The organism is Kitasatospora sp. NPDC088346 (genome assembly GCF_044740765.1).
Lineage (GTDB): Bacteria > Actinomycetota > Actinomycetes > Streptomycetales > Streptomycetaceae > Kitasatospora.
This window is the reverse complement of record NZ_JBIURH010000043.1, coordinates 15323-42317: the sequence shown is the minus strand read 5'-3', so window position 1 is coordinate 42317 and position 26995 is coordinate 15323. Positions and strand designations below refer to the sequence as shown.

The 26995-nt window shown below is 74.6% G+C and carries 20 protein-coding genes; 6 read left to right on the top strand and 14 right to left on the bottom strand.

Annotated elements, in window-relative coordinates; translation table 11 throughout:
• The first annotated feature begins 21 nt into the window (after nucleotides 1-21).
• A complete protein-coding gene (locus ACIOFR_RS33685; protein ID WP_401003191.1) occupies nucleotides 22-861 on the top strand; it encodes a hypothetical protein in 840 nt (279 codons plus the stop codon).
• 395 nt (nucleotides 862-1256) lie between these two features.
• The gene (locus tag ACIOFR_RS33680) at nucleotides 1257-1931 is read left to right on the top strand and encodes a hypothetical protein (RefSeq protein WP_401003189.1); all 675 of its coding nucleotides are present in this window, start codon (nucleotides 1257-1259) and stop codon (nucleotides 1929-1931) included.
• Nucleotides 1932-2170: 239 nt separating this feature from the next.
• Here the strand turns inward: ACIOFR_RS33680 and der are convergent, their stop codons facing one another.
• The 3 genes from der to ACIOFR_RS33665 form a co-directional block, all read right to left on the bottom strand.
• Nucleotides 2171-3658: a ribosome biogenesis GTPase Der gene (gene der / locus ACIOFR_RS33675; RefSeq protein ID WP_401003187.1), complete on the bottom strand. Its 1488-nt coding sequence runs from the start codon at nucleotides 3656-3658 to the stop codon at nucleotides 2171-2173.
• A gap of 217 nt (nucleotides 3659-3875) precedes the next feature.
• Nucleotides 3876-4592 (bottom strand): (d)CMP kinase, encoded by a 717-nt coding sequence (gene cmk, locus ACIOFR_RS33670; RefSeq protein WP_401003185.1) that lies wholly within the window; start codon nucleotides 4590-4592, stop codon nucleotides 3876-3878.
• Nucleotides 4593-4838: 246 nt separating this feature from the next.
• Nucleotides 4839-5924, bottom strand: a complete 1086-nt coding sequence (locus ACIOFR_RS33665) for a prephenate dehydrogenase (protein WP_401003183.1) — start codon at nucleotides 5922-5924, stop codon at nucleotides 4839-4841.
• Nucleotides 5925-6191: 267 nt separating this feature from the next.
• On the opposite strand from ACIOFR_RS33665, the gene ACIOFR_RS33660 reads away from it, so the two are divergent.
• From ACIOFR_RS33660 to ACIOFR_RS33650, 3 genes are all read left to right on the top strand, one after another.
• Nucleotides 6192-8303: a DUF4139 domain-containing protein gene (locus ACIOFR_RS33660; protein ID WP_401003181.1), complete on the top strand. Its 2112-nt coding sequence runs from the start codon at nucleotides 6192-6194 to the stop codon at nucleotides 8301-8303.
• A 4-nt stretch (nucleotides 8304-8307) separates the two neighbouring features.
• Complete coding sequence (locus tag ACIOFR_RS33655; protein WP_401003179.1) at nucleotides 8308-10002, top strand: mucoidy inhibitor MuiA family protein; 1695 nt, start codon at nucleotides 8308-8310, stop codon at nucleotides 10000-10002.
• A gap of 82 nt (nucleotides 10003-10084) precedes the next feature.
• Nucleotides 10085-10447, top strand: a complete 363-nt coding sequence (locus ACIOFR_RS33650) for a DUF952 domain-containing protein (protein ID WP_401003177.1) — start codon at nucleotides 10085-10087, stop codon at nucleotides 10445-10447.
• Between the two features lie 136 nt (nucleotides 10448-10583).
• On the opposite strand, the gene ACIOFR_RS33645 is transcribed toward ACIOFR_RS33650, so the two are convergent.
• The 10 genes from ACIOFR_RS33645 to ACIOFR_RS33600 form a co-directional block, all read right to left on the bottom strand.
• The gene (locus ACIOFR_RS33645) at nucleotides 10584-11564 is read right to left on the bottom strand and encodes a helix-turn-helix domain-containing protein (RefSeq protein ID WP_401003175.1); all 981 of its coding nucleotides are present in this window, start codon (nucleotides 11562-11564) and stop codon (nucleotides 10584-10586) included.
• Nucleotides 11565-11762: 198 nt separating this feature from the next.
• A complete protein-coding gene (locus ACIOFR_RS33640) occupies nucleotides 11763-13055 on the bottom strand; it encodes a pseudouridine synthase (RefSeq protein ID WP_401003174.1) in 1293 nt (430 codons plus the stop codon).
• Between the two features lie 55 nt (nucleotides 13056-13110).
• Nucleotides 13111-13692 carry an SMC-Scp complex subunit ScpB gene (locus ACIOFR_RS33635; RefSeq protein ID WP_401003230.1) on the bottom strand — a complete coding sequence of 194 codons (582 nt, stop codon included), beginning with the start codon at nucleotides 13690-13692 and terminating at the stop codon, nucleotides 13111-13113.
• A 338-nt stretch (nucleotides 13693-14030) separates the two neighbouring features.
• Nucleotides 14031-14909: a segregation and condensation protein A gene (locus ACIOFR_RS33630; RefSeq protein WP_401003172.1), complete on the bottom strand. Its 879-nt coding sequence runs from the start codon at nucleotides 14907-14909 to the stop codon at nucleotides 14031-14033.
• A 69-nt stretch (nucleotides 14910-14978) separates the two neighbouring features.
• Nucleotides 14979-15485 carry a hypothetical protein gene (locus ACIOFR_RS33625; protein ID WP_401003170.1) on the bottom strand — a complete coding sequence of 169 codons (507 nt, stop codon included), beginning with the start codon at nucleotides 15483-15485 and terminating at the stop codon, nucleotides 14979-14981.
• On the bottom strand, nucleotides 15482-16543 hold the full coding sequence (locus tag ACIOFR_RS33620) for a ParA family protein (RefSeq protein WP_401003228.1): 1062 nt from the start codon (nucleotides 16541-16543) through the stop codon (nucleotides 15482-15484). Before ACIOFR_RS33620 ends, ACIOFR_RS33625 begins: the two co-directional genes overlap by 4 nt.
• A 546-nt stretch (nucleotides 16544-17089) precedes the next feature.
• The gene (ald, locus tag ACIOFR_RS33615) at nucleotides 17090-18205 is read right to left on the bottom strand and encodes an alanine dehydrogenase (RefSeq protein ID WP_401003168.1); all 1116 of its coding nucleotides are present in this window, start codon (nucleotides 18203-18205) and stop codon (nucleotides 17090-17092) included.
• 241 nt (nucleotides 18206-18446) lie between these two features.
• Complete coding sequence (locus tag ACIOFR_RS33610; RefSeq protein ID WP_401003166.1) at nucleotides 18447-20399, bottom strand: tetratricopeptide repeat protein; 1953 nt, start codon at nucleotides 20397-20399, stop codon at nucleotides 18447-18449.
• Between the two features lie 158 nt (nucleotides 20400-20557).
• Complete coding sequence (locus tag ACIOFR_RS33605; RefSeq protein ID WP_401003164.1) at nucleotides 20558-21217, bottom strand: NUDIX domain-containing protein; 660 nt, start codon at nucleotides 21215-21217, stop codon at nucleotides 20558-20560.
• A gap of 202 nt (nucleotides 21218-21419) precedes the next feature.
• Nucleotides 21420-23096 (bottom strand): CTP synthase, encoded by a 1677-nt coding sequence (locus ACIOFR_RS33600; protein ID WP_401003162.1) that lies wholly within the window; start codon nucleotides 23094-23096, stop codon nucleotides 21420-21422.
• 686 nt (nucleotides 23097-23782) lie between these two features.
• Between ACIOFR_RS33600 and ACIOFR_RS33595 the strand changes: the two genes are divergently transcribed.
• Nucleotides 23783-25744: a glycoside hydrolase family 15 protein gene (locus ACIOFR_RS33595; protein ID WP_401003160.1), complete on the top strand. Its 1962-nt coding sequence runs from the start codon at nucleotides 23783-23785 to the stop codon at nucleotides 25742-25744.
• Nucleotides 25745-25785: 41 nt separating this feature from the next.
• On the opposite strand, the gene ACIOFR_RS33590 is transcribed toward ACIOFR_RS33595, so the two are convergent.
• Complete coding sequence (locus tag ACIOFR_RS33590) at nucleotides 25786-26949, bottom strand: glycosyltransferase (RefSeq protein WP_401003158.1); 1164 nt, start codon at nucleotides 26947-26949, stop codon at nucleotides 25786-25788.
• Nucleotides 26950-26995: the final 46 nt, after the last annotated feature.

Below are 26995 nucleotides of genomic sequence, written 5' to 3'. Positions count from 1 at the left end.
CAGACCAACAGAGGAGCCTTCGTGCCGCGCATGCTCAACGTGAGCGACGACGTACGAGCCGAGATCGGCGACGACGAAGCCGACCGCCTACTGGGTGGCGCCCACGCACCCGACGTCTACGACTGCACCTCCTGCCGACAGCCCGGTGACTCCCTCCAGGAACCCACCAGCACAGTGCTCTTCGTCGGCGACGAGACGGCGGTGCTCGCCTTCGCCCACTCCCGCTGCATCCCCTCCCAGGTCGTACCGGTCGCCGAGGAGCAGTTGCTCGGAGCGGTCCGCAGCATCAGCCAGGCGCAGGGCAGCGCCCCCTCACCGGACGCCCCGGCGGCCCAGGTCCCAGCGCCGGCCCCAGCTCCGATCCCGACCCCGGCACCGGCCGGGGCTCAGCCGGCCGTCCTCGGTGTGACCTGTGGGCTGGTGCTGTGCGGCGACACCGGACACGCCGCCCTGGTGGTCGAGCCGACCGGCCCGGTCGGCCGGCCGGGCAGCACCTCCGCCGACGACCAGTTCCTGTCACTGCTCACCGAGCACGGCTTCCAGCAGATCTCCAACGTCAACCAGGCCCCGGCCCGCCCGCTGGCCGGCTGGTCGGTGCTGATGGCGATCGGTCAGCTGCACGCGATCCTCCAGCCGTCTGCGGCCGGCGGCAGCGCCGCCTGGTGGCAGGCCCACCAGCCGCTCCAGGTCACCGACGCCTGGCGGGCCGCCGCGGCCAAGCAGTCCGAGGTGATCATGTACGCGGTGCCGGCCGACACCATCGGCCGCCAGCCCCGGGAGGACCTGCTGCGCTTCGCCCTCGACCGGGCGGCCGGCCAGGGCCGCCTGGTCGCCGGCATGCTCCCCCTGGCGGGCACCTGACCGGACCGCGCACCCCGCGCACCGAATCCGCCACGTGCCCCGAGCCCCGAGCCCCGAGCCCCCTGCGCCGAACCCCCCGTGCCGTGCGCCGCCCGCCGCCCCGACAGCGGACGGGCGGCGCACCCGGGACCGGTCGGGGGCGCTCGGGCCTGAGCGGGCGCCCCCGTCCGAGACCACACACCCCCGAACCGCCGGCGGCGCGCACAGCGGTCCCCATCCCGGCGGCGCACAGACGTACCCAGCCGCGCACGCCCCAATACACGCCCACATATGCCCATCCAGGGGGCGCATACCGGTCCCCGCCCGCCGTCGCGGCCAGCCGAACACCACCCTGCGGCGCGCGACAGCAGCCGTCACCCCCGCATCCCCCGCGCAGCTCACTCGTTGGCCCCTACGTGTACAGCTACGACGTCGCCTCGCCCAGCCGTCCTTCCGCCAGCCGCTCGATCCCGAGCATGCGCCCGTCGTACGACGCGGAGCACCCGTCCCCGGCCACCCCGATCTACGACGCGCTGTACTCCGAATACCGCAGGCTGTTCCGCGCGCTCCCGGGAGACCGTTCGGACGAGGAGAGCATGCGCTTCACCGGGTTCGCGGTTCGCGAACCGGCAAGCGTACGGCACGAGTTGATGCCGTATCCGCAGCACCAGAGCTTCCACACCTTCGCCGGGCAGGCCGGGACTCCGCAGTTCATGCCGTCCCAGCAGTCCGCCGCCCACCAGTACGGCCGCGGCGGCGGGCCCGGGCAGACCCACGGCCACAGCCCCAGCCACAATCCCGGCGGGAACAGCAGCCACACCAGCGGCCACAACAACAGCCACACCACCGGCAACAGCGCCAACGAGGGCACCAGCGCCCTCGGCCAGGGCCACGCCGCCACCGCCGGCCAGTACGCGACAACCGGGCCGGCCAGCGGTCAGGGCTGGGTGGCCGCGGGCTACCTCGCCCCCTCCGAGTCCTCTTTCGCCACCGCCCCCGGATCAGCTGCCGGGGCCGGCGCCCCGGGCGCCGGCGGCCGGCATCGCTCGATGCTCTCGCTGCCCCCGGGCCGCGGCCCCGCCCAGAGCTGAGCCCGCCGGCTCGCCTGCTCGACCGCTCGCCCGACCGCTCGTCTGCCTGCTCGCTCGCTCCAGACACGGCGAAGGCCGGGCAGTCACCCGACTGCCCGGCCTTCGCCGTTCCCGCGATCCGCAGCCGGCCCCGGCTCCCGCCCAGGTCCAGCCCCGGTCTCAGCCGCGGCCCCTAGCTCCGGCCCCGGCTCCGGCTCCGGCCCGAGAACAAGGCCGGTCAGCCGAGGCGGCGGCTCACGTCACTTCTTGCGGTTGCGCTTCTCCCGCACCCGGACCGAGATCGAGATCGGCGTGCCCACGAACCCGAACTCCTCCCGGAGCCGGCGCTCGACGAACCGCCGGTAGCCGGCCTCCAGGAAGCCGGAGGCGAAGAGCACGAAGCGCGGCGGCCGGGTGCCGGCCTGGGTGCCGAACAGGATGCGCGGCTGCTTGCCACCCCGGATGGGGTGCGGGTGCGAGGCGACCAGCTCGCCCAGGAAGGCGTTCAGCCGGGAGGTCGGGATCCGGGTCTCCCAGCCCGCGAGCGCGGTCTCGATCGCCGGGACGAGCTTCTCCATGTGCCGGCCGGTCAGCGCGGAGACGTTGACCCGCGGCGCCCACTGGACCTGGACGAGGTCGCGCTCGATCTCGCGCTCCAGGTAGTAGCGGCGCTCCTCGTCGAGCTGGTCCCACTTGTTGTACGCGACGACGACGGCGCGCCCGGCCTCGACGGCCATCGAGATGATCCGGGTGTCCTGCTCGGCCAGCGTCTCGCTGGCGTCGATCAGGACGACCGCGACCTCGGCCTTCTCCAGCGCCGAGGAGGTACGCAGCGAGGCGTAGAAGTCGGCACCGGCGGTGAGGTGGACGCGGCGGCGGATGCCGGCGGTGTCGACGAACTTCCAGGTCTTGCCGCCGAGCTCGATGAGCTCGTCGACCGGGTCGCGGGTGGTGCCGGCCAGCGGGTTGACGACCACCCGCTCCTCGCCGGCGACCTTGTTGAGCAGGCTGGACTTGCCGACGTTCGGGCGGCCGATCAGTGCGACGCGGCGCGGGCCGCCGAGCGTGGCGGTCCCGAAGGTCTGCGGCGGGGCCTCCGGGAGGGCGGCCAGGACGGCGTCCAGCAGGTCGCCGGAGCCGCGGCCGTGCAGGGCCGAGACGGGGTACGGCTCGCCGAGGCCGAGCGACCACAGGTAGGCGGCCTCGGCTTCGGTGGACTGGCCGTCGACCTTGTTGGCGCAGAGCACGGTGGGCTTGCCGGCCTTGCGGATGATCTTGATCAGGGCTTCGTCGGTGTCGGTCGCGCCGACGGTGGCGTCCACCACGAAGAGCACGGCGTCGGCGGTCTCGATGCCGAGCTCGGCCTGGGCGGCGACCATGGCGTCGAGGCCGAGGACGTCGAGCTCCCAGCCGCCGGTGTCGACCAGCTTGAAGCGGCGGCCGTTCCAGGTGGCCTCGTAGGTGACGCGGTCGCGGGTCACGCCCGGACGGTCCTCGACGACCGCCTCGCGGCGGCCGATGATGCGGTTGACCAGGGTCGACTTGCCGACGTTCGGGCGGCCGACGACGGCCAGCACGGGCAGCGGACCGCCGGAGGATGCGTCCAGGTCGGCGTCGATCTCCTCGGAGTCGAAACCCTCCTCGGCGGCGAGCGCCATGAACTCGGCGTACTCGGCGGAGTCCAGCTCGCCGTGAGAGCCGGAGGAGGCGGCCGAGCCGGCCGAACCGGTCGCGATGTCGTTGCTCATCTTCGTTTTCCCATTTCCCGGCACGGCCCTTCCCAGGGGCGTGCCGTGCGTACCTGCCCTGGCGGGCAGCGCGAGTCCTGCATGGTGCGGTCGGTTACCGCAGGTCTGTGGGCGCGAGCCGATGCCCGCGCGGGGTGGTGCGGATGGTTCCAATGGTGCGGATGGGCCGTCCGGGCCGTCCGGATGAACCCACCGCGCGAGGGTCGAACCCGGCAGGTCAGACGGCGGAGAGCCGGCCGGCCCGGTCCTCGACCAGCGCGGCGATCCGGTCGATCACCTGCTCCAGGGTGAGCTCGCTGGTGTCCACCAGGACCGCGTCGGCGGCCTGGGCCAGTGGGGCGGTCGCCCGGGAGGAGTCGGCGGCGTCGCGGCGGGCCAGGTCGGCGGCCATCGCGGTGATGGTGGCCTCGTCCACGCCCTTGGCGCGCAGTTCGGCGGCCCGGCGCTGGGCGCGGGCCGTCTCGGACGCGGTCAGGAAGATCTTCACGGTGGCGGTCGGGAACACCACGGTGCCCATGTCCCGGCCCTCGGCGACGATGCCGCGCTCGGCGACCTCGGCGCAGCCGCGCTGGAGCTCGACCAGGCGGGCCCGGACGGCCGGGACCGCGGAGACGGCGGAGACCCGTGCGGTCACCTCCGGTCCGCGGATCGGGCCGGAGACGTCCTGGCCGTCGACCGTTATGGTCGGGCCGGCCGCGTCCGTACCGGAGACGATCACCGGCTTGCCGCAGGCGATGGCGACCGCGTCCGGGTCGTCGACGTCCACGTCGTTGCTGAGCATCCACCAGGTCATCGCGCGGTACATCGCGCCGGTGTCCAGGAAGCTCAGTCCCAGCCGGGCGGCGACCGCGCGGGAGACGGTCGACTTGCCGGAGCCGGAGGGTCCGTCGATGGCGACGACGACCGGGGCGTGCGCTCGGTCGGCAGTGTCCACGGGGCGAACCTCTCTCCAAACAGACAACCGGGTGACTACCCCAAGGTTAGACGACCGCCGGGCACTCTCCCGCCGCCCGGTCCGCCACCCGATCGGCCCAAGCCCCGCGGGGGCGGTCCGGCCACCCGGCGGGGGCGGTCCGGCCACCCCGCGCCGGTGGCCGGCAGCCGCACCGGACACACGGCCCGCAGCCGCACCGGTCGCGCCCCACAGCCGTACCGGACGCCGGACGCGCGCCCCGCGCCCTCAGTCCCGGACGCTCCAGCCGCGCTCGCGCAGCCCCGTCGTGAGCGGCTTCACGGCCGACGCGGCGACCGCGAGCTGGACGTGGCCGACCTGCTGGCCGGTGGAGTGCTCGATGGTGACGTCCTCGATGTTGACCCCCAGCAGGCCGACCTCGCCGAACAGCCGGCCCAGCTCGCCGGGCTGGTCGCCCAGGACGACGGTGACGCTCTCGTACCGGGTCGGCGGGGCGCCGTGCTTGCCGGGGATCCGGGCCTGGCCGGTGTTGCCGCGCCGCATCACCGCCTCGATCCCGCCCGCGCCCGCCTGCCGTTCGCCCTCGTCGGAGGCTTGCAGGGCGCGCAGCGCGGTGACGGTCTCGCCGAGGTCCGCGGCGACCTCCTCCAGGATGTCGGCGACCATGCCGGCGTTGGCGGAGAGGATGTCCACCCACATCGCGGGGTTGGAGGCGGCGATCCGGGTGACGTCCCGCACGCCCTGGCCGGAGAGCCGGACGGCGGTCTCGTCGGCGTGCTCCAGCCGCGCCGCGACCAGCGAGGAGACCAGCTGCGGGGCGTGCGAGACGAGGGCGACGGCCCGGTCGTGGGCGGCGGCGTCCATCACGATCGGCATGGCGCCGCAGAGCGTGACCAGTTCCAGCACCGCGTTGAGCGTGCCGGTGTCGGTGTCCTCGGTCGGGGTGAGCACCCAGGGACGGCCCTCGAACAGGTCGGCCCGGGCGGCCAGCGGGCCGGACGTCTCCCGGCCGGCCATCGGGTGGCTGCCGAGGTAGCGGGAGGTGTCGCAGCCCAGCGCGACGATCTCGGCCCGCGGGCCGGCCTTCACGCTGGCGACGTCGGTGTACCAGCGGGCGAGGCCGCGGCGCTGGCAGTCGGCGAGCACCTTGCCGACCAGCGCCGGCGGCACCGCGATGATCGCCAGGTCGACCGCTGCCTCGGGCGGCTCGGTGGTGCCGGCGCCGAGCGAGGCCGCCGTGCGGGCCGCGTCCGGGTCGGCGTCCTCCAGGTGGACGCTCACCCCGCGCCCGGTGAGGGCGAGGGCGGCGGAGGTGCCGATCAGTCCGGTGCCGACAACGGCGGCGGTGCGCATCGGGGCGGGTCTCCTGTGTACCGGTGGCGTGGTGGGCCCCCATCCTCTCGTACCGGGCCGTACGCCGCCGCACCCGCACCCGCACTCACGCGTCACAACCGCACCCACACCCGCACCCATCCCCGCCGCACCCGCGCGCGGACCCAGCGGAACCATCCGTTCACCCCGGCCGTCCACTCACCCGACGCGCCACGGAAATCCACGGACAGCCGGGCAGGGTCGGGGCAGACTGGGCGACCGGGCAGCCGGCACGAAGGGGGCAGCAGGGTGACAGGCCAGACAGCGGGTGGCTGGGAATCCGAGATCGAATCCGTCACGGTCTACGCCACGGGTGCGCTCTGCCGCAGGAGGGCCCGGGGGGTGGTGCCGCCGGACGGCCGGGTCCGGTTGCCGGGCCTGCCGCGCTCGCTGGACGCCGGCTCACTGCGGGCCAGGGTGATCGGCCCCGGCGGCGCCCGGGTGACGGAGGCCCGCCTCGCGGTGGAGGCCGAGCTGCGCGACCCGTCCGAGCTCCCGGAGCTGCACCGCCGGGTGGAGCGCGCCCGGGACGAGCGGGACGCCGTCCAGGAGCGGTACGCCCGCCGGCTGGACTCGGTCGCCGAGGTCTCCGCGCTGCGCGCCGTCCCGCCGCCGCGTCCGGTCGAGGAGCCGCACCGTCGGACGCCCTCGGACGCCTGGCTGGCGCTGGCGGACTTCGTCGACGAGCGGCTGACCCGCCTGCACGAGCGGTCCGCCGAGCTGACCGAGGAACTCCGGCTGGCCGAACACGCGCTGGCGGTGGCCCTGGACGAGCTGGACCGGGCCTCGAACGCGGCCCCCGCCCACCCGGTGGCCACCGGCGCGACCGCACTGCTCACCATCGTCGACGGCGACCGCGACCACGACGAACCCGGCGTCACCGGCAACCCCGGCAACACCGGCGAGATCGAGATCGAGATCGAGTACGGCGTGCCGGGCGCGGTCTGGGTCCCCACCTACCGGCTGAGCCACCGCGACGGCGAGCGGACCGGGCAGCTGGTGCTGCGCGCCGCGGTCGCCCAGCGGTCGGGCGAGGACTGGACGGGCGTCCGGCTCGCGCTCTCCACCGCCGACCTCCGGCGCCGCACCGAGCTGCCCAAGCTGCGTTCGGTCCGGATCGGCCGGCGTCAGCCCGCTCCGGCACCGTCCGGCTGGCGGGAGCCGCCCGCGGGCCTGTCCGACCTGTTCACGGGGTACGACGCCGCCGGCGCGGCCCCGGACGCCGCGCCGGAGCGCGGGTGGCCGCTGCCGCCGCCCGCCGTCCCGGTGTTCGCACCGCCGCCCGCCCCGATCGCCCCGATGCCGCCGCCGGCGCCCGCCGCGCCGCAGGGGTACGGCGGCATGCTGGGCGCCCCCGCGCCGGGCGGGGCGCCGTCGCCGTCCATGGCCCCGGTCGCCCGCGGTGGCGGCTTCGGCGGCGCGCCCTCGCCGGACGTCGCCCGCAAGCGCTCGGCCGCCGCCCCGGCCCCGTTCGCGCAGGCGGCGGCCCCGATGGCGTACGCGGCCGCCCCGGCACCGCCCGAGCCGCAGGGGCCGCCGCAGCCGCCCGCCGAGCTGCTCGACTACGCGGCGCTGATCCTGGCCGGTCCGGACGAGCCCGCCCGGCGCGGCCGGCTGCTGCCCCGGCAGGGCGGTGACCCGCTGGCCGCCGAGCAGCGCCGGATCGCCGAGCAGGTGGCCGGTCTGCCGCTGCCGGGCCGTGCGGTGCGTCCGCGCGAGTCGGCCGGTTCCTTCGACCACCGCTTCGACGCGGCGGCCCCGGCCGACATCCCGTCGGACGGCACCTGGCACACCGTCGCGGTCACCGAGCTGCCGGTGGGCGTGACCACCGAGCACGTCTGCGTGCCCTCGGTCGAGGAGACCGTGTACACCACCCTGCTGCTCGCCAACGAGACCGATCAGGCGCTGCTGGCCGGGCCGGTGGACGTGTCGGTCGACGGCGAGCACCTGGTCACCGCGGCCCTGCCGACGCTGGCGCCCGGCGACCGGCGGCGGGTGGGCCTCGGGCCGGCGGAAGGGATCCGGGTGGCCCGCCGGGTCGACATGCGCGAGTCCACCGCCGGCATGCTCAACAACACGACGGTCCTGGACCATCGCGTGCACATCGAGCTGGCCAGCCGGCTGGCCCGGCCGGCCGTGGTGGTGACGTACGAGCGCATCCCGGTCACCTCGGACTCGGACGTCCGGATCGAGGAGCACCCCGGGTGGGTCGCCCCCGATCCGTTGTCGGGCTACCCGGCGGCGTCCACCCGGGCCTGGCGGGCGGAGCTGCCCGCCGGCGGCACCGTCGCGTTCGACGGCGGCTACGAGATCCGCATCCCGGCCGGCAAGGCCCTGGTCGACGGCAACCGCAGGAGCTGACCCCATGACCACCGACCCCACCGGCCCCAGCACCACCACCAGCCCCACCGACCCCACCACCAGCCCTACCATCGCACCGACCGACCCCACCGCACCCACCCCACCAGCCGCACCAGCCGCACCAGCCGCACCAGCCGCCGCGATCCCACTGCCCGTCACCGCCGTCACCTGCCTGGAGGACCGGGCCCAGGTCGAACGCACCGCCGTGGTCGACCTGGCCGCCGGGGTGCAGCGGCTGCGGCTCGGCCCGGTCACCGCGCTGGCCGTCGACCGCACCCTGCACGCCGACCTGACCGCGGACCCGGCCACCGGGCGGTCCGCCAAGGTGCTCGACCTGCGCCTGGTCCGCACCTGGACGCCGCGCGCCCCGCTGCCGCCCGAGGCCGACGACTCCCCGCTGCGGCACCGGATCCACGCGCTGACGGTGGAACAGCTCGCCGAAGCCCGCCAGCGGGACCGCCTGGAGGCCAGGATCGCGCTGCTCGGGCAGCTCGCCACCGACCTGCTGCGGGAGATCGGCGAGGGCGCGGGCCGCGGCGAGGTCGAGCGGGCCCGCTGGACCCGCGAGCTGGACCGGGTGGACGCCGAGCGCGAGGAGTACGGCGAGCGGCTGCGCGCCAACCGCGCCCGGCTCGCCGCCCTGTCGGACGAGCTCGCCGAGGCGCTGCGGGCGCTGGACGAGTCCGAGGAGGAGCCCGCCGAACTGCTCGCCCACCTGGAGGTGACGGTGGCGGCCGACGCCGCCGGCCCGGCCGTGCTGCGGGTCGGCCACCTGACCCCGTGTGCGCTGTGGCGGCCCGCCTACCGGGCCACCCTGGCCGGCGGCGAGCTGCGTCTGGAGAGCGAGGCGGTGGTGTGGCAGCGCACCGGCGAGGACTGGTCGGGCGCCCGGCTGTCGTTCTCCACCGCCCGCTCGGCGCTGGCCACCGACCCGCCGGGGCTGGCCGAGGACCGGCTCTCGCTGCGGGAACGCTCCGCGGAGGAACGCCGGACGGTCGAGGTGGAGCTGCGCGAGGAGGCGGTCGGCAGCACCGGTCCGGCCCTGCCGGAGGGCGGGCTGCCGGGCGTGGACGACGGCGGCGAGGTCCGGGTGCTGCGCGCGCCGCACCCGGCGTCGGTGCCGAGCGACGGCCGGGCCCACCGGATCCCACTGACCGCCTTCACCACGCCGGCGAGCAGCGAGTACGCCTGCGCGCCCGAGCTGTCCCCGCTGGTCACCCAGGTGGTGCGGTTCAGCAACGGCTCCGGGCACGCGCTGCTGGCCGGCCCGGTCGACCTGGTCCGCGGCAGCGGTTTCACCGGACGCGGCGAGCTGACCTTCACCGCGCCGGGCGCGGCCACCGAGCTCGCCTTCGGCAGTTCGGACGGCTACCGGGTGGTCCGGGAGACCGAGGAGAGCCGGGGGTCGGCCGGGCTGACCCAGCGCACGGTGCTCACCCGGACGGTCCGGCTGTACCTGTCGCGGTTCTCCGGCCCGGAGGAGCACGACGAGCAGGTGGTGGCGGTCCGCGAGCGGATCCCGGTCTCCGAGGTGTCGGCGGTCGAGGTACGGCTGCGCAAGGAGGCCTGCGTGCCGGCGCCGGACGAGCTGGACGCCGAGGGCGTGGTCCGCTGGCAGGTGCCCCTGCCGCCGGGCGGGCGGCGCACCGTCACCCTGGTCTACGAGGTGTCGGGAACGGCCAAGGTGGCGGGCCTGTGAACGGGCCTGTGAGCGGGCCCGCCGCGGGCGGTCGGCAGGATCCGTTCCGTCAACTCCGGTGCCAATCCGGTACAAAAGAGGCATGATCTACCATCTCGCCCCCCTGGACGACTGGCTGCGCGACCCCGGCCGACCGTACGCCGCAGCCTCGCTGCTCACCGACGGCTTCATCCACTGCTCGGCCGACGAGCCGACCCTGCTGGCCGTGGCCAACAGCTTCTTCCGGGACACGCCGGGGCCGCTGATGGCCCTGCTGATCGAGGAGACGCTGGTCGAGCCGATGGTCAAGTGGGAGGCCGCCACCGGCGGGCCGCCGCCCGGCGCCACGCCCGGGGTGCTGTTCCCGCACATCTACGGCCGCCTCAACCGCACCGCGGTGGTCGGCCTGGAGAAGGTCGAACGCGGCCCGGACGGCCGGTGGGCCACCCTGCTGCCCTGGAGCTGACGGCTCCCGGGCCCGGCCCGGCGGGCGCGCCGCCGCCGGGTCCGTCGTCGCCGGGCCGTCGGGAGGCGAGGGGCCGTCGGGAGGCCGGGGGCAGGCGGGATCCGGGGCCGGGGCCGGGGCCCACGGCCGGCCGGCCCTACAGCCAGCCGCGCTCGCGGGCCGCCATACCGGCCTGGAAGCGCGTGGTGGCGCCGAGTTCCCGCATGAGCCCCTGCAGCCTGCGCTGGGTGGTCCGGGCGCTCCAGCCGAGCGAGCGGGCGATCGACTCGTCGGTGAGTCCGGCGGCGAGCAGGCCGAGCAGCTTGAGGTGGTCGGCGTCCGGGCCGTCGGTGCCGTCGCCGCTCCCGATCGCGGTCTGCAGTGGCACCGCCCGCTCCCACTCCGCCTCGAAGAGCGCGTCCAGCGCCTGGAGCAGCGCGGAGGGGTGGATCACGTACGCGGCGTCCAGGACGGCGTCGCCGACGCTGATCGGGATGATCGCCATCCGGTCGTCGGACATCATCATCTTCATCGGCAGGGCGGGCCGGACCCGGGCCTCCTCGCCGTCCTCGACGCCGACCAGGATCTCCTTCTCCAGCCGGCCGGGCCAGGCGACGGCCTCCTTGTCGAAGACCGTCCGGAAGCGGATCCCGGACCGCAGCTTGACCCGCTGGCGCGGCAGGTTGGCCACCGGGTCCTGGATGTACGGCGGGCAGTCGAAGCCGCGGACCTGGTAGTGGCTGGTCTCGATCAGGTGCTCCAGCCGCTGGGCGATGGCCTCGCCGCCGGTCAGCACCTCCACCGAGTGCGCCGGGTCGGTGTAGCGGGAGGCCTCGCGGAAGGCGTCCATCAGCCGGTGCATCTCGGCTCGGGCGCTGCGCAGCTGGGCCTCGCGGTGGCCGATCAGCGTGCCGATCGCGACGTCCGGGGCGACCGCCAGGTAGCGGTCGCGGTCCACCGGAGCGCGGGTGGCCATCCCCTGGTCGGCCAACCGGTCGAGCGCGTCCTGGCTCTGCCGGAGCGTCAGGCCGCACTGGTCGGCCAGTTCCCCCGCGGTGGACTGCGGCGTCGTGACCAGCTCCGCGTACACCTGCCCGTCCGGTCGTCCCAGGCCGAGCACTCCGAATGCGTCGAGCATGCGGCTCCTTCCCCCACCCGGCCACGGCTTCGGACCGTGGCGCAGTTCCGCCATTCTGAGAGGCGAGTTTTCGTGGCCATCCTGCGCCACGGGTCCGCACGCTGACAAGGCCGTGCGGTGAGGCTCACACCAAGCCTCGGCAAAGACCGCGGGCCCCTCCACCAGCGGCGGAGGGGCCCGGGGACGACTGCGGGACGGCTACAGGCCGACCTCGTTCATCAGCCGGCCGACCTCGGGGTTGGTCAGGCGGCGCAGCCAGCCCGATTTCTGGTCGCCGAGGGCGATCGGACCGAAGTGGGTGCGGACCAGCTTCTCGACCGGGTAGCCGACCTCGGAGAGCATCCGGCGGACGATGTGCTTGCGGCCCTCGTGGAGGGTCACCTCGACCAGGTAGTTCTTGCCGATGTTGGAGATCACCTTGAAGCTGTCGGCGCGGGCGAAGCCGTCCTCCAGCTCGACGCCCTCGGACAGGCGGCGGCCCAGGTCGCGCGGGATCGGCCCCTGGATGGCGGCCAGGTAGGTCTTGGTCACGCCGTACTTGGGGTGGGTGAGGCGGTGGGCCAGCTCGCCGTGGTTGGTGAGCAGGATGATGCCCTCGGTCTCGGTGTCCAGGCGGCCGACGTGGAACAGCCGGGTCTCCCGGTTGGTCACGTAGTCGCCGAGGCACTGGCGGCCGTCCGGGTCCTCCATGGTGGAGACCACGCCGGCCGGCTTGTTGAGCGCGAAGAACAGGAACGACTGGGTGGCGACGGTGAGGCCGTCCACCTTGATCTCGTCGTTCTCGGCGTCGACCCGCTTGCCCTGCTCGGTGACCTGCTTGCCGTTGACCTGCACCCGGCCCTGCTCGATCAGCTCCTCGCAGGCGCGGCGGCTGCCGATGCCCGCGCGGGCCAGCACCTTCTGCAGGCGCTCGCCCTCGGGCTCGCCGAAGGTCTTGGGCAGCTTGACGGCCGGCTTGTCGTGCCGGGCCAGCACGGCGTCCTCGATGCGAGCCTGGAGCTCGCGCGAGCGCTGCGGCTGCCGGCGCGGGTCGCCGGGCGCGCCCTGGCCCTCGCGGCGCGGCTTGGGTGCGGGCGCCGGGCGCCGGGCGGTGTAGCCGCCGCGGCTGGGCGTCGCGTTCGGGCCGCCGCCGAACTCGGGGCGGTCGTAGCGGCGCTCCTCGGGGCGCAGCGGGCGGTCGGGGTAGCGGTTGTCGTCCCGCCGGTCGTCCCGCCGGTCGTCGCGGCGGTCGTCCCGCCGGTCGCGGGAGAAGCCGCCGCCCGAGCCGCCGCGGCCACCGGAGCCACCGGCCCCGCCGCGACCGCCGCCACCGTACGACGAGCCGCCCGAGCCGCCCGAGCCGCCGCGAGAGCCGCCGGAGGACGAGCCCCCGTACGAGCCGCCGCCCCGGCTCCCGCCCTGGCCCTGTCCGCCCTGGCCGCCCCGCCCCTGGCCACCGCTGCGGCCCTGGCCGCCGCCGCTGCTGTTCCTGCCGTTGCCACTGCTACGCATCAAATGTCCGTACGTCGTGTTCCGTCGTGGGATGTGCAAGTCGTGCCGGCCGACCTCACCGCACTTCCCGACCCGCCTCGTCGCGGTCGCCCGCCGCTCGCGCGGCTGCGACCGCCTCCGCGATCACCGTGCCTTCGAGGGACTCCGCTTCCACGTCGTCGACCTCGGGCAGAAAGGGCGCGAGCTCCGGCAGCTCGTGCAAGCCGCGCAGCCCCATCCGTTCCAGGAAGTAGTTCGTCGTCCGATACAGGATCGCACCTGTTTCGGGCTCGGACCCGGCGTCTTCCACCAGTCCTCGCTGTACCAGGGTACGCATCACGCCGTCACAGTTCACACCGCGTACCGCCGAGACCCTCCCGCGCGACACCGGTTGCCGGTAGGCGACGACCGCGAGCGTCTCCAGTGCGGCCTGGGTGAGCCGGGCCTGCTGGCCGTCCAGGACGAAGCGGTCGACGGCCGGCGCGCAGTCCGCCCGGCTGTAGAAGCGCCAGCCGCCGGCCACCTGGCGCAGGTCGAAGCCGCGGCCCTGGTCGGTGTACTCGGCGGACAGCTCGCGCAGGGCGGCGGCCACCTCGGCGCCGGGGCGTTCCAGGACGGCGGCCAGGTGCGGCGCCGGCACGGGCTCCTCGGCGATCATCAGGATGGCCTCCAGCGCGGCTCGCAGCGGCACCTGGGGGCCTTCGGGGGCCCCGGCGGGCTCCGGTGGCCCGGCGGGCGCCACGGCCTGCGCCGGCACCTCCAGGGCCGTCTGCCGGGCGGGGACGGGGACGGGCGGCGCGGCGGGGGCGGCGACCGGGGCGGGGACGGCGACCGGGGCGGGGACGGCGACCGGCAGGGCCGCAGCCGGCGGGGCGGCGGGGACGGCGACGGGGGCGTCCGGTTCCCCGGCCGGGTGGGCGGACTCCTGCCACTCCTCGGGGCGGGCCTGTCCGGGCAGTCCCAGGGCCCGCCGCGGCCGCCCCGGCCGTTGGTCGCTCACCGCTGTCCACCGTCCTTCGCAGCGCCGTCCGGCTCACCGGGCGGGCGGTCGAACTCGTCCGTCACCTCGACCCGGCGGTCGGTCTCCGCGATCCAGCGGACCACGAGCTCGCCCAGCGCCTCGGGCTGCTGGAAGTCGACCACCCGTTCCCGGTAGAGCTCCAGCAGCGCGAGGAACCGGGCGACCACGACGAGGGTGGTCCCGGCGTCCGCGACCAGCCGGTCGAAGCCGGCCGTGCCGAGCGCGGTGAGCCGGTCCACCAGGACGGCGGCCTGCTCGCGGACGCTGACCGGCGGGGTGTGGATGTGGTCGACGTAGACCGCGGGCTCCGGCCGGGGCGTCATCGCCCGGGCCGCGAGCTGCGCGAACCGCTCCGGGCCGACGGCCAGCACCACCTCGGGCAGCAGGGCGGCGTGCCGGGGTTCGAGGCCGGCGGTGCGCGGCCGCTGCCGCAGTTCGGCGGCCCAGCGCTCGGCGAGGACGGCGGCGGCCTGCTTGTAGGCGCGGTACTGCAACAGCCGGGCGAAGAGCAGGTCCCTGGCCTCCAGCAGGGCGAGGTCCTCCTCGTCCTCGATCTCGGCCGCGGGCAGCAGCCGGGCGGCCTTGAGGTCGAGCAGGGTGGCCGCGACCACCAGGAACTCGGTGGCCGCGTCCAGGTCCCAGTCCGGGCCCATCGCCCTGATGTGGGCGACGAACTCGTCGGTGACGGTGGACAGCGAGACCTCGGTGACGTCCAGCTTGTGCTTGGCGATCAGGCCCAGCAGCAGGTCGAACGGTCCCTCGAAGTTGTCCAGCCGCACCCGGAAGCCACCGCGCCCGTCGGCCTCGGCGGGCGCGGGGGCGGTGGTGACCGGAGTTTCGGCACTGCTGGACATGGGGGTCCATCTTGGCCCGGGCGCGGTCCGCGCCGGGCGCCGGGGCCCGCGACACGCGGAGGGCGGGCGTCAGCGCCCGCGCAGCCGCCGGACCAGGATGCTGGCCTCGCCGCGCTGTTCGAGGTCGGCGAGGACCACCGAGATGGCCTCCCGGACCACCCGGCCGCGGTCGACCGCGAGGCCGTGCTCGCCGCGCAGCACCAGGCGGGCGTGCTCCAGGTCCATCAGTTCCTCGGCGGAGACGTACACCGTGATCTTCTCGTCGTGGCGCTCCCGGCCGGTGGGCCGGCGGGCGCCCCGGCCGCGCTGACGGGGCCGCCTGGTCGGGTCGGCGGCCTGCTCCTCGGTCCCGGCGTGCCGGACGGCCCCCTGGGCGGCCTCGGCGGGGCCGCCGTGCGGCTCCGGGCGGGCGGCGGGCACCTCGGCCGTGCCGGGCGCCAAGTCGGCCTTCCTGGCCGCCTCGGCCGCTCGGGCGGTCTCCGCTCGGGCCGCCGACGCCTCGGCCGACCTGAGGGAGGGCGACAGGGCCATCCCCCCGGTGGCCCGGAACAGCTCGTCGGCCCCCGGGAGACTCACTCGACGGGGCGGCACCGGTCGAGCACCTCCCTGGCGAGCTGACGGTAGGCGGCGGCGCCGACCGAGTTGGTGGCGTACGTGGTGATCGGCTCGCCGGCCACGGTGGTCTCGGGGAACCGTACGGTCCGGCCGATGACGGTGTGGAAGACGTGCTCGCCGAAGGCCTCCACGACCCGGGCCAGCACCTCGCGGCTGTGCACGGTTCGGGAGTCGTACATGGTGGCCAGGATGCCGTCCAGGCGCAGGTCGGGGTTGAGCCGCTCGCAGACCTTCTCGATGGTCTCGGTGAGCAGCGCGACGCCGCGCAGCGCGAAGAACTCGCACTCCAGCGGGACGATGACGCTGTGAGCCGCCGTCAGGGCATTGACCGTCAGCAGGCCGAGTGAGGGCTGGCAGTCGATGATGACGTAGTCGTAGTCGGGCAGCAGCGGCTTGAGCGCCCGCGCCAGCGCCGACTCCCGGGCCACCTCGCTGACCAGCTGCACCTCGGCGGCCGACAGGTCGATGTTGGAGGGCAGCAGGTCCATGCCGGGGACGGCGGTCTTCAGCAGCACCTCATCGGCCGTCAGGCCCCGCTCCATGAGCAGGTTGTAGACCGTGACGTCGAGCTCCATCGGGTTGACGCCCAGTCCGACCGAGAGCGCGCCCTGCGGGTCGAAGTCGACCAGCAGGACCCGGCGGCCGTACTCGGCGAGCGCGGCGCCCAGGTTGATGGTCGAGGTGGTCTTGCCGACCCCGCCCTTCTGGTTGCACATCGCGATGATCTGCGCGGGGCCGTGCTCGGCCAGCGGCGCGGGGATCGGGAAGTACGGCAGCGGGCGGCCGGTCGGGCCGACCCGCTCGCGGCGCTGGCGGGCGGCGTCGGGGGCCAGGGTGGCGGCGTACTCCGGGTCCGGCTCGTACTCGGCGTCCGGGTCGTCGTACGGGCCGTAGCCGAGCTCGTTGTAGGCCAGACCGTAGGCGGCGAACTCCGCGTCGAGGTCGGCGGGGGCCGCGGCGGCGTGCTGGCGCGCCTCGAAGGTGCGGACCGCTACCGAGCCGACCTCCACCGTGCCCACCGCGGCCTGCCGGGCGGTGAGCTCCTCGTTCGACTGTCCGGCAGCGTGCTCCGCCAGTCCTGGCTGACCACCCCCGGGAGCAAATGTCGACTCATTCACAAGTCGTCTTACCTCCTTGGGTGTCCAGGACTCTATGTCGATTCGTCAGCGTGGCAGCTAGCCGACGGTTTGCGACTCTAGGCCGTTTCGGGCGTTCGCAGCAACACAATCCACGGTAGTGGGCCCGATGTGTCGGCCCACCACCCGGTCCCTGTCAAGGGATGGCGGGGCTTGTGACCCTAACGTTTCTGCGGACGTCGACGCTCCCGGAAGGGTGAGTCAGAAGCCGTCGTCCACAGGGCGGGTGACATGTTGCACATAAATTGACATCCCCAGGTCACCGCACCGTCACCCGCCCGGCGGCCCGCCCCTGTCCGTTCCCCCGCCGCGGGCACTCCGCCCGGGGCACTCCGCCGGGGGCACCGGTCGGCGGGTGCCCGGCCGCGGGCATGCCGAACGCCCCCGGCCCGAGGGGAGCGGGCCGGGGGCGTTCGTGCGGGCGCGGGGTCAGGCGAGCACGCTGTCCAGCGAGACCGACTCCAGGCCGAAGGCCTCGGCGACGGCGCCGTAGGTGATCTGGCCCTCGTGCACGTTGAGGCCCTTGGCCAGCGACGCGTCGCGGCGCAGCGCCTCCTTCCAACCGCGGTTGGCCAGCTCGACGATGTACGGCATCGTCGCGTTGGTGAGCGCGTAGGTGGAGGTGTTCGGGACGGCGCCCGGCATGTTCGCCACGCAGTAGAAGACCGAGTTGTGGACCTGGAAGGTCGGCTCGGCGTGCGTGGTGGCGCGGGAGTCCTCGAAGCAGCCGCCCTGGTCGATCGCGATGTCGACGAGCACGGAGCCCGGCTTCATCCGGGAGACCAGCTCGTTGGTGACCAGCTTCGGGGCCTTGGCGCCCGGGATCAGCACGGCGCCGATCACCAGGTCGGCGTCCAGGACGGCCTTCTCCAGCTCGAAGGAGTTGGAGGAGATGGCCTTGATCTTCGTGCCGAAGATCTTGTCGGCCTCGCGCAGCTTGTTGATGTCGCGGTCCAGCAGGGTCACGTCGTAGCCCATGCCGATGGCGATGGTGGCCGCGTGCCAGCCGGAGACGCCACCGCCGATGACGACGGCCTTCGCCGGGTGGGTGCCGGGCACGCCGCCGGGCAGGGTGCCGCGGCCGCCGGCCGGACGCATCAGGTGGTACGAGCCGACCTGCGGGGCCAGCCGGCCCGCGACCTCGGACATCGGGGCGAGCAGCGGCAGGGCGCCGTTGGCGAGCTGCACGGTCTCGTACGCGATGGCGGTGGTGCCGGAGGCGACGAGCGCGTCGGTGCCGGCCCGGTCGGCCGCCAGGTGGAGGTAGGTGAAGAGGGTCTGGCCCTTGCGCAGGCGGTGGTACTCCTGCGCGATGGGCTCCTTGACCTTGAGCAGCAGGTCGGCGGTGGCCCACACCTCGTCGGCGGTGGGGAGGATGGTGGCGCCGGCCGCCACGTACTCCTCGTTCGGGATCGAGGAGCCGACACCGGCGTTGTCCTCGATGAAGACCTCGTGGCCGTTGCGGACCAGCTCATGCACGCCGGCAGGCGTGATGGCCACGCGGTACTCGTGGTTCTTGACCTCGCGGGGGATGCCGACCTTCACGGCTAAACACGTCCCTCTTACCTGGGGGTCCCGGCCGGGGAAGACCGGCGGGCGGCGCGCACGGGGAAGCCTCCGGGACATGCCGGGGCACGGATCGCTGCGCGACTGCTGTCGAGTGTAATGAAGCCCAGCGGATCCGTCAGCCTTCCAAACTGAATAAATCTGCCGGACACATTGGCAGTTTCGTAGGCTTGCATCACGATCTAGGTGTCAAAGAGGGGTGAAACCCTCACTTCAGACACTACTCCGAAACCGGGTGATTCCCCTCACCGTCGACCAGCCTGCGCAGCCGCTCCAGGGCCTGCGAGAGCGCCGCCGCGCCGCCGTCGTCGCCGACCCGGCGCAGGGCCGCGACGGCCGCCCGGTACTCCCGGTCGGCCTCGTCGTAGCGGCGCTGCGCGGTGTGCGCCTCGGCGATCCGGGCCAGCAGCCGCGCCTCGGCCCGGTGGTCGCCCAGGCTCTGCCGCAGGGCGAGCGCCCGGCCGTACCAGTCCCCGGCCCGGACCGGGTCCCCGAGGGCCCGGTGGCAGCCGCCCGTGCCCTCCAGCGCACGGGCGCAGGCGGGTTCGTCCCCCGCCGTCCGGGCCCGCTCCAGGGCGGCCCGGTACCGGTCCTCGGCCTGCTCCCAGTGGCCTGCGGCGGCCTGCAGGTCGCCCAGGTTCAGCAGGGCCGCGGCGGCCCGGCGCGGCGCCTCCTGCCGCTCCGCCACCCGCAGCACCAGCTCGTGCAGCTGGTGCAGGTCGGCCGGCGCGGTGCCGCCGGTCAGCGGCAGGGCCCGCAGCAGGGCCGTCACCAGCCGGCCCGCCGAACCGTCCAGGTCGCCCTGCCCGATCGCGTCCCGGACGGCGACCATCAGCTGGTCGCGCTCCCCCGTCAGCCAGCCGGCCGCCTGGGCCGCGGTGCGCAGCCGCAGCGGGCCGGGCAGCGGGTCGGGGTTCTCGCCGGCGGAGCGGTCCAGCAGCAGCCGGGCGGAGTCGACCAGCCGGACGAGGCGCTCCAGCAGCCGGGCCCGGGCCAGCTCGATCTCGGCCGGGCGGTCGCGCTCGGTGCGCAGCTCCACCAGCCGCGGGTACAGCCGGCCCGGCACCCGGTAGCGTGCCGTGCCGTCGGCGGCGGCCGGCTCCCGTTCCAGCAGCTCCTGCTCGGCGAGGCGCTCCAGCAGCGTCCCGGCCTCCGGCGCCGGGCAGCCCACCAGGGCGGACGCGGTCCGCAGGTCGGCGCTCTGGGCGGGCGCCAGGGTGAGCATCCGCAGCATCCGGGCGGACGGCGCGGGCAGCGCCCTGTAGAGCAGTTCGAAGGCGGCGACCAGCGGGTCGGTGTCGGGCACCGGCACCGGCTCGACGGGCAGCAGTTCCCTGGCCTGCCGCCGGTCGGGCGCGCCGCCGCGGCCCCTGGGCTTGGTGGCGCCGCGCGACTTGGGGGCCTGCGGGGCCTGCCGGGGCGCCGCGGGTGCGAGTTCGGCCGCCACGTCGGTGACCGCGGCCCGGGGGTCGGCCCGCAGCCGGCCGGCGACCAGCCGCAGCGCGGCGGGCCGGGCCGTGCAGGCCTCGGCGAGGTCGGCCGCCCCGACCGGGTCGCAGCTGATCCGGGTGCCGCCGATCAACGAGCCGAGCAGTTCGACGGCGGACGGCTGGTCGAGGCCGCCGAGGATCACCGGGTCGATCGCGTCGATCCCGGTGAGCGGCCCGGAGGTGGTGGCCAGCACCAGGCAGCCGGGTTCGTCGACGAGCAGCGGCAGCAGCTGGCCGGCCTCGCGGACGTCGTCCAGCAGCACCAGCAGCTTGCGTCCGGACAGCGCCCCGCGCAGCGCCGCGCAGGCCGGGTCCTCGGCCTCGGGGTCGGCCGGCAGCAGCCCCTCGGGCACCGCCGCGAGCTGCTCCAGCAGTCGGCGGGCCGCCCGGCCGGGCGGCACCAGGCTGCCGTCGGGGGCGGACATCCGGGCGAACAGCAGCCCGTCGGGGTAGTCCCCGGCCACCGAGCGGGCGTAGCGCACGGCGAGCGAGGTGCGCCCCGACCCGGGGCGGCCGGCCAGGACCAGCAGGCGGCCGCGCCCGGGGACCGGCCGGGCCGCGGCGGTGGCCAGCGCGGCGAGCTCCGTGCGGCGTCCGACGAACGGCTCCGCCCCCGCGGGCAGCCGGTCGTGCTCCGCGGACCCGGGCAGCGGTGCCTCCATCGTCGCCGTCTTCCTCGCCACCTGCGCCACTCCCGACCAGTCGCCCAGCAGACCCGGCCCGATCCTCGGGGCCCTGTCCGCGAAGCGTAGTTCGAGCGCACCCCGGTGCCGAGCTGACATCCGGTACTACCAACCGGCAGGTCACCTGCCCGGATCAACAGCGCCGGGCCCCCGCGGGCTCAGGAGGCGTCGAAGGGCCGCGCCGGCCAGGGCGAGTCGGCGGGCCGCAGGGAGTCCAGGCCGGGGCCGGTGAGGGCGGCGTGCAGGGCGAGCGTGCCGGTGATCAGGGTGGGGTTGTGCAGCCCGCCGGCCAGGATCAGCCGGACCAGCTCGTCGACCGGCACCCGGGCGGTCTCGATCTCCAGCTCCTCGCCGTGCGCGGCGTAGCGCTCGCCCTCGGCCTCGGCCAGGTCGGTGGCGAGGAAGAGCCGCAGCGCCTCGTCGGTGCCGCCGGGCGAGGTGTAGAAGTCCACCAGGACCCGCCACTGCCCCGCGGTGCAGTGCGCCTCCTCGTACAGCTCGCGCTGCGCGGCGTGCAGCGGGTTCTCCCCCGGGACGTCCAGCAGCCCGGCCGGCAGCTCCCAGAGCCGCTGGCGCACCGGGTGCCGGTACTGGCGCAGGATCAGCACCCGGCCCAGGTCGTCCAGCGCGAGCACGGAGACCGAGCCCGGGTGGGTCTGGTAGTCGCGGCGGGCGTAGCTGCCGTCCGGCATCAGCACCTCGTCGGTCCGCACACCGGTGACCCGTCCCTGGAACGGCGTCTCGGTGGTCCGCACCGGCCACTGCTCCTCCAGGTCCCGGATCTGCTGGAGCACCTCGGCCTGCTGCACGTCGGTCATCGCGACTCCCCTTTTCGTCAGTACGACACAATCTAGGCCATCGAGCCGCCGTGGGGGTGGACGACAGGCGGGTGGGGGGCCGCAATCGGCCCTGCTCGCCCCCCAGCCTCGCGCCTGCGCGGTGCCCCCGCCCGGCGGGCACGCCGAACGGCGGTCACCCGGGCCTTCCCGGGTGACCGCCGTCCTCGCGGAGCGCGTGCCGTTACGGCGCGTCCGTCTTGATCTTGATGGCCGCCGCGACCAGGCCCGCGAACAGCGGGTGCGGACGGGTCGGGCGGGACTTCAGCTCCGGGTGCGCCTGGGTGGCGACCAGGTAGGGGTGCACCTCGCGCGGGTACTCGACGTACTCGACCAGGTCTCCCTTGGGGGACAGGCCGGAGAACTGCAGGCCGGTCTTCTCCAGGTCCGCCCGGTAGGCGTTGTTGACCTCGTAGCGGTGGCGGTGGCGCTCGTCCACGTACTGCTCGCCGCCGTACACCTCGCGCACGATCGAGCCCTCGGCGAGCTTGGCCGGGTAGAGGCCCAGGCGCATGGTGCCGCCCAGGTCGCCCTTGCCGTCCACGATCGCCAGCTGCTCGGCCATGGTGGAGATGACCGGGTACTTGGCGGCCGCGTCGAACTCGGTGGAGTTGGCCTCCGGCAGGCCGGCCAGGTTGCGGGCCGCCTCGATGACCACGCACTGCAGACCCAGGCACAGGCCGAGCAGCGGGACCTTGTTCTCCCGGGCGAAGGTGATCGCGGCGACCTTGCCGTCGACACCGCGGTCGCCGAAGCCGCCGGGGATGCAGATCGCGTCCACGTCGCCGAGCTGCTCCTGGGCGCCCTCGGGCGTCAGGCAGTCGTCCGAGGCGACCCACTTGATCTCGACCCGCGCGTTGTTGGCGAAGCCGCCCGCGCGCAGCGCCTCGGTCACCGACAGGTAGGCGTCGGGCAGGTCGATGTACTTGCCGACCAGCGCGACCTTGAGGATGTGCTGGGGCTCGTGGACCCGGCGCAGCAGGTCGTCCCAGACGGTCCAGTCCACGTCGCGGAAGGCCAGGTCGAGGCGGCGCACCACGTAGGCGTCCAGGCCCTCGCCGTGCAGCACCTTGGGGATGTCGTAGATCGACTTGGCGTCGATGGCCGCGACCACGGCCTCCTCGTCCACGTCGCACATCAGCGAGATCTTGCGCTTGATGGCCTGCGGGACCTCGCGGTCGGCGCGCAGCACGATGGCGTCGGGCTGGATGCCGATGTTGCGCAGCGCGGCGACCGAGTGCTGGGTCGGCTTGGTCTTCAGCTCGCCCGAGGGGCCGATGTAGGGCAGCAGGGAGACGTGCACGAAGAAGACGTTGTCCCGGCCGACCTCGTGGCGGACCTGGCGCACGGCCTCCAGGAAGGGCAGCGACTCGATGTCGCCGACGGTGCCGCCGACCTCGGTGATCACCACGTCGACGTCCTCGGTCGCCATCCGGCGGATCCGGGACTTGATCTCGTTGGTGATGTGCGGGATGACCTGGACGGTGTCGCCGAGGTACTCGCCGCGGCGCTCCTTGGCGATGACCGTCGAGTACACCTGGCCGGTGGTGACGTTGGCCGAGCCGTGCAGGTTGGTGTCCAGGAACCGCTCGTAGTGGCCGATGTCCAGGTCCGTCTCGGCGCCGTCGTCGGTGACGAAGACCTCACCGTGCTGGAACGGGTTCATGGTGCCCGGGTCCACGTTGAGGTACGGGTCGAGCTTCTGCATCGTCACGCGCAGGCCGCGGGCCTTGAGCAGCGCACCGAGGCTGGAGGCGGTGAGGCCCTTGCCGAGCGATGAGGCGACACCCCCGGTGACGAAGAGGTGCTTGGTCGTCACGGCGCGGCTGCTGGACGCCTTGCCGGAATGGGGCTGTGCCAAGAGGGGGCTCCCGTGGGTCGCGTGTCGAAGGTGACTCGGTGGATGGGTCTGCCCCGGTCCAGTGACCGATTCGGCGAGGAGCGGGTCCCTTTTGCGGGGGAACTGTGCTCGGCCGGTGAGCCCGGCGGGGTCGTCGAGTCGGCGGATCCGGGGTGGTCTTTCCCACCAGTCCACGGGATACCAGGGTATCAGCGAGCCGGGCGGGACGCGTTCGGCCGGGGTCCGGCGCGCCTGCGCGGGACCCCGCCGGACGGCGCCGGGAGGCCTTCGCGACGGGTCGTCGGGATGGCCCGGAAGGATCATTCCGGGATGGCCGGACCGGGTGGTTTTCCCCTCCCCCGGGCCGCGCCACAGTTGATCTGTTGGTGTGGGCGCGGGCGGACCGCTGCAACTGCGCGTGCCCCGACAGGGCCGATCGTCGTATTCTGCACGGACGCATCGCCGACAGCAGAGCACGCGGAGGGCGAGGGGGTCGGGACGACGCCTCTCGGTCCCCGATGCGCGACCGGAACCTCCCGTACCAGTTCACCGCTCGCCCCACCGGGCCCCACCACAGGCCCACGCTGGCACCACGAGCCCCACCACCCACAGGGGCCTCAGCAGTGCCCGCCAGAGCGCTCCGGCCCCGCAGACTCGCGCCCCGCTACCGGACGTCGCCGAGCACATCTTGCGAACTGGAGACCCACGTGGCCGGCCGTATCGAGGACTACGCCCTCATCGGAGACATGCAGACCGCAGCCCTCGTCAGCAGGGACGGCGCGGTCGACTGGCTCTGTCTGCCCAGATTCGACTCGCCGGCCGTCTTCGCCGGCCTGCTGGGGACCGATGAACACGGCTTCTGGCGGATCGGCCCGGCCGAGCCGGTCACCGACCCCGCGACCCCCTCCGCGCCGCACACCGCCGTCACCGACACCGGCGAGATCCCCGTCCCGGTCACCGCCGCCGCCCCCGCCCTGCCCAGCGACCGGCGCCGCTACCGCGGCGACTCGCTGATCCTGGAGCACGAGTGGGACACCCAGGGCGGCAGCGTCCGGGTGATCGACTTCATGCCGCCCCGCCACCTGCTCGGCACCCCCGACGTGCCGCAGATGATCCGGATCGTCGAGGGGCTCAAGGGTCGGGTCCGGATGCGCTCGGCCGTGCGGATGCGGTTCAGCTACGGCCGGATCGTCCCCTGGGTGCACCGGGTCGAGCAGGCCGACGGCGGCCACCGCACCGTCGCCGTCGCCGGCCCGGACTCGGTCTGGCTGGACGGCGTCGCCGAGACCTACGGCCGCGACCTCACCACCTACGCCGACTTCAACGTCGACGAGGGCCAGCGGATCGCCTTCGCCCTCACCTGGCAGGCCTCCCACCTGCCCGCCCCCGCCGCGCCCGACGCGGAGGAGGCACTGGCCGCCACCGAGCGGTTCTGGCGGGACTGGGTCGGCCACTGCACCTACCAGGGCCCGTACCGCGAGGCCGTGGTCCGCTCGTTGATCACCCTCAAGGGGCTCACCTACGCCCCCACCGGCGGCATCGTCGCCGCGCCCACCACCTCGCTGCCCGAGGACCTCGGCGGGGAGCGCAACTGGGACTACCGCTACACCTGGCTCCGCGACGCCGCCATCACCCTCTCCTCGCTGCTGCGCACCGGCTACCGCGAGGAGGCCCGGGCCTGGCGCGAGTGGCTGCTGCGCGCGGTGGCCGGCGACCCGGAGAACCTGCAGATCATGTACGGCATCGCCGGCGAACGCGAGCTGACCGAGTCCGAACTCGACTGGCTGCCCGGCTACGAGGACTCCACCCCCGTCCGGGTCGGCAACGGCGCCGCTGGCCAGCTCCAGCTGGACGTCTACGGCGAGGTCGTGGAAGCCCTGCACCTGGCCCACATGACCGGCCTGGTCCGCAACGACCACGCCCACCAGCTCCAGCTGAAGCTGATCACCTACCTGGAGCAGCACTGGCGCGAGCCGGACGAGGGCATCTGGGAGGTCCGCGGCCCGCGCCGGCACTTCGTGCACTCCAAGGTGATGGCCTGGGTCGCCGTCGACCGGACCATCAAGCTGATCGAGCAGAGCCCCGCCGAGGGCCCGCTGGAGCGCTGGACGGCGCTGCGCGACGAGATCCACCGCGAGGTCTGCGAGAAGGGCTACGACCCGGAGCGCAACACCTTCACCCAGTACTACGGCGGCAAGGAGCTGGACGCCTCACTGCTGCTCATCCCCCAGGTCGGCTTCCTCCCGCCGGACGACAAGCGGGTGATCGGCACCATCGAGGCGATCCAGCGCGAGCTGTCCACCGAGGACGGCTTCGTGCTGCGCTACCCGACGCACGACGACCAGGGCAACAACGTGGACGGCCTGTCCGGGCACGAAGGGGCCTTCCTGGCCTGCTCGTTCTGGCTCGCCGACGACCTGGCGATGATCGGCCGGGTCGGCGAGGCACGGGAGCTGTTCGACAAGCTGCTGTCCCTGCGCAACGACGTCGGGCTGCTCGCCGAGGAGTGGGACCCGCGCGAGAAGCGGCAGGTCGGCAACTTCCCGCAGGCCTTCAGCCACGTGCCGCTGATCGACACCGCCCTGCGGCTGACGGCCTGCGCCGGCGCCTACATCTCCCCGCAGCCCGACGCCCGCACCACCGACCGGGCCGACCAGCCCGCTCGCTGAGCCGCCCCCGAAAGCCCCGGGGCATCTCCCTCCGGCGAGCCCTAGGAGCGCCCCTGCACCAGCTCGTCGTAGGTGGAGAGCACCTGGGCGACGGTGGCCGCCTCGTCCGGCCAGGTGGCGGCCTGCTGGCGGCCCGCCTCGGCCAGTTCGGCCCGGCGCTTGGGCTCGGCGAGCAGCTCGCGCAGGGCCTCGGCGAGGGCCTGCGGGTCGCCGTGCGGGACCAGCAGGGCGGCGTCGCCGACCAGTTCGGGGATGCCGCCGACCGCGGTGGAGACCACGGGCACGCCCGCCCGCATCGCCTCCTGGACGACCAGCGAGCGGGCCTCCCAGCGGCTGCTGACCGCCACCACGTCGGCGCCGGCCAGCAGGTCGGACACGTCGGTGCGGTAGCCGAGCAGCTCGGCCGGCAGCCGTTCGGCGGCGATCCGCTCGCGCAGCGGCTGGGCCTCGGGGCCGTCGCCGGCGATCACGACCAGCGGCCGCGGGTCGGTGAGCCGGCGGGCCGCTTCCAGCAGCAGGCCGAAGGACTTCTGCGGTACCAGGCGGCCGACCGCGAGCACCACCGGGCAGTCCGGGCGGTCGCCGAGCAGTGCGGCCCGGGCCTCCTCGCGGTCCAGGCTGCCGGGCGGGATCGGCGGGGCGGCGATCGGGCCCAGCCGGGCGTCGGTGGCGCCGAGCTCCCGGGCCCGGGCGACCAGGTCGGAGGAGGCGCCGAGGACGAGGTCGGCGGCCCGGACCACCCGGCGTTCCATCAGCCGCTGGAGCCGGCGCTCCATGCCGGTGGCGAGCATCGCGTGGTGCGAGGTGACCACCAGCGGGGTCTGCGGGCGCAGCCCGGGGAACCGGCCGGCGGTGCGCAGCGCGAGGTCGGCGAGGAGTCCGGCCCGCATGCCGTGGGCGTGCACGACGTCGGCGCCGGTGAAGGCGCGCCGCAGTTCGCCGATCGCGGCGGCGTCGCTGCGGGCGCCGGACGTCGGGGTGATCTCGACCTGGTGGTAGCGGGCGCCGGCCCGGGAGAACCCGAAGAGTTCGTCGGTGCCGGCGGGGGCGCAGACCGTCACGCCGACGCCGTGCGCGACCAGGCCCTGGGCGAGGGAGCGGACGTGCGCTCCGATGCCGCCCGTGCTGGCTGACAGGACGAGCACCACGTGCAGCTGCCCCGATTCCTGGGCGGCGGCGGTGCCCCGGGTGGCGGAATGGTCCACGTCGTCTCGCTCCGGCTCGATCTCTCGACTCGCGCTGCCGCTGGGG

Excerpts from the sequence above, each read along its gene's own strand:
- ACIOFR_RS33650 (WP_401003177.1), top strand. The coding sequence starts at position 10,085 with ATGATCTACCATCTCGCCCCCCTGGACGACTGGCTGCGCGACCCCGGC.
- ACIOFR_RS33640 (WP_401003174.1), bottom strand. The coding sequence starts at position 13,055 with ATGCGTAGCAGTGGCAACGGCAGGAACAGCAGCGGCGGCGGCCAGGGC.
- ACIOFR_RS33645 (WP_401003175.1), bottom strand. The coding sequence starts at position 11,564 with ATGCTCGACGCATTCGGAGTGCTCGGCCTGGGACGACCGGACGGGCAG.
- ACIOFR_RS33655 (WP_401003179.1), top strand. The coding sequence starts at position 8,308 with ATGACCACCGACCCCACCGGCCCCAGCACCACCACCAGCCCCACCGAC.
- ACIOFR_RS33605 (WP_401003164.1), bottom strand. The coding sequence starts at position 21,217 with ATGACCGACGTGCAGCAGGCCGAGGTGCTCCAGCAGATCCGGGACCTG.
- der (WP_401003187.1), bottom strand. The coding sequence starts at position 3,658 with ATGAGCAACGACATCGCGACCGGTTCGGCCGGCTCGGCCGCCTCCTCC.
- ACIOFR_RS33665 (WP_401003183.1), bottom strand. The coding sequence starts at position 5,924 with ATGCGCACCGCCGCCGTTGTCGGCACCGGACTGATCGGCACCTCCGCC.
- ACIOFR_RS33630 (WP_401003172.1), bottom strand. The coding sequence starts at position 14,909 with ATGTCCAGCAGTGCCGAAACTCCGGTCACCACCGCCCCCGCGCCCGCC.
- ACIOFR_RS33635 (WP_401003230.1), bottom strand. The coding sequence starts at position 13,692 with ATGATCGCCGAGGAGCCCGTGCCGGCGCCGCACCTGGCCGCCGTCCTG.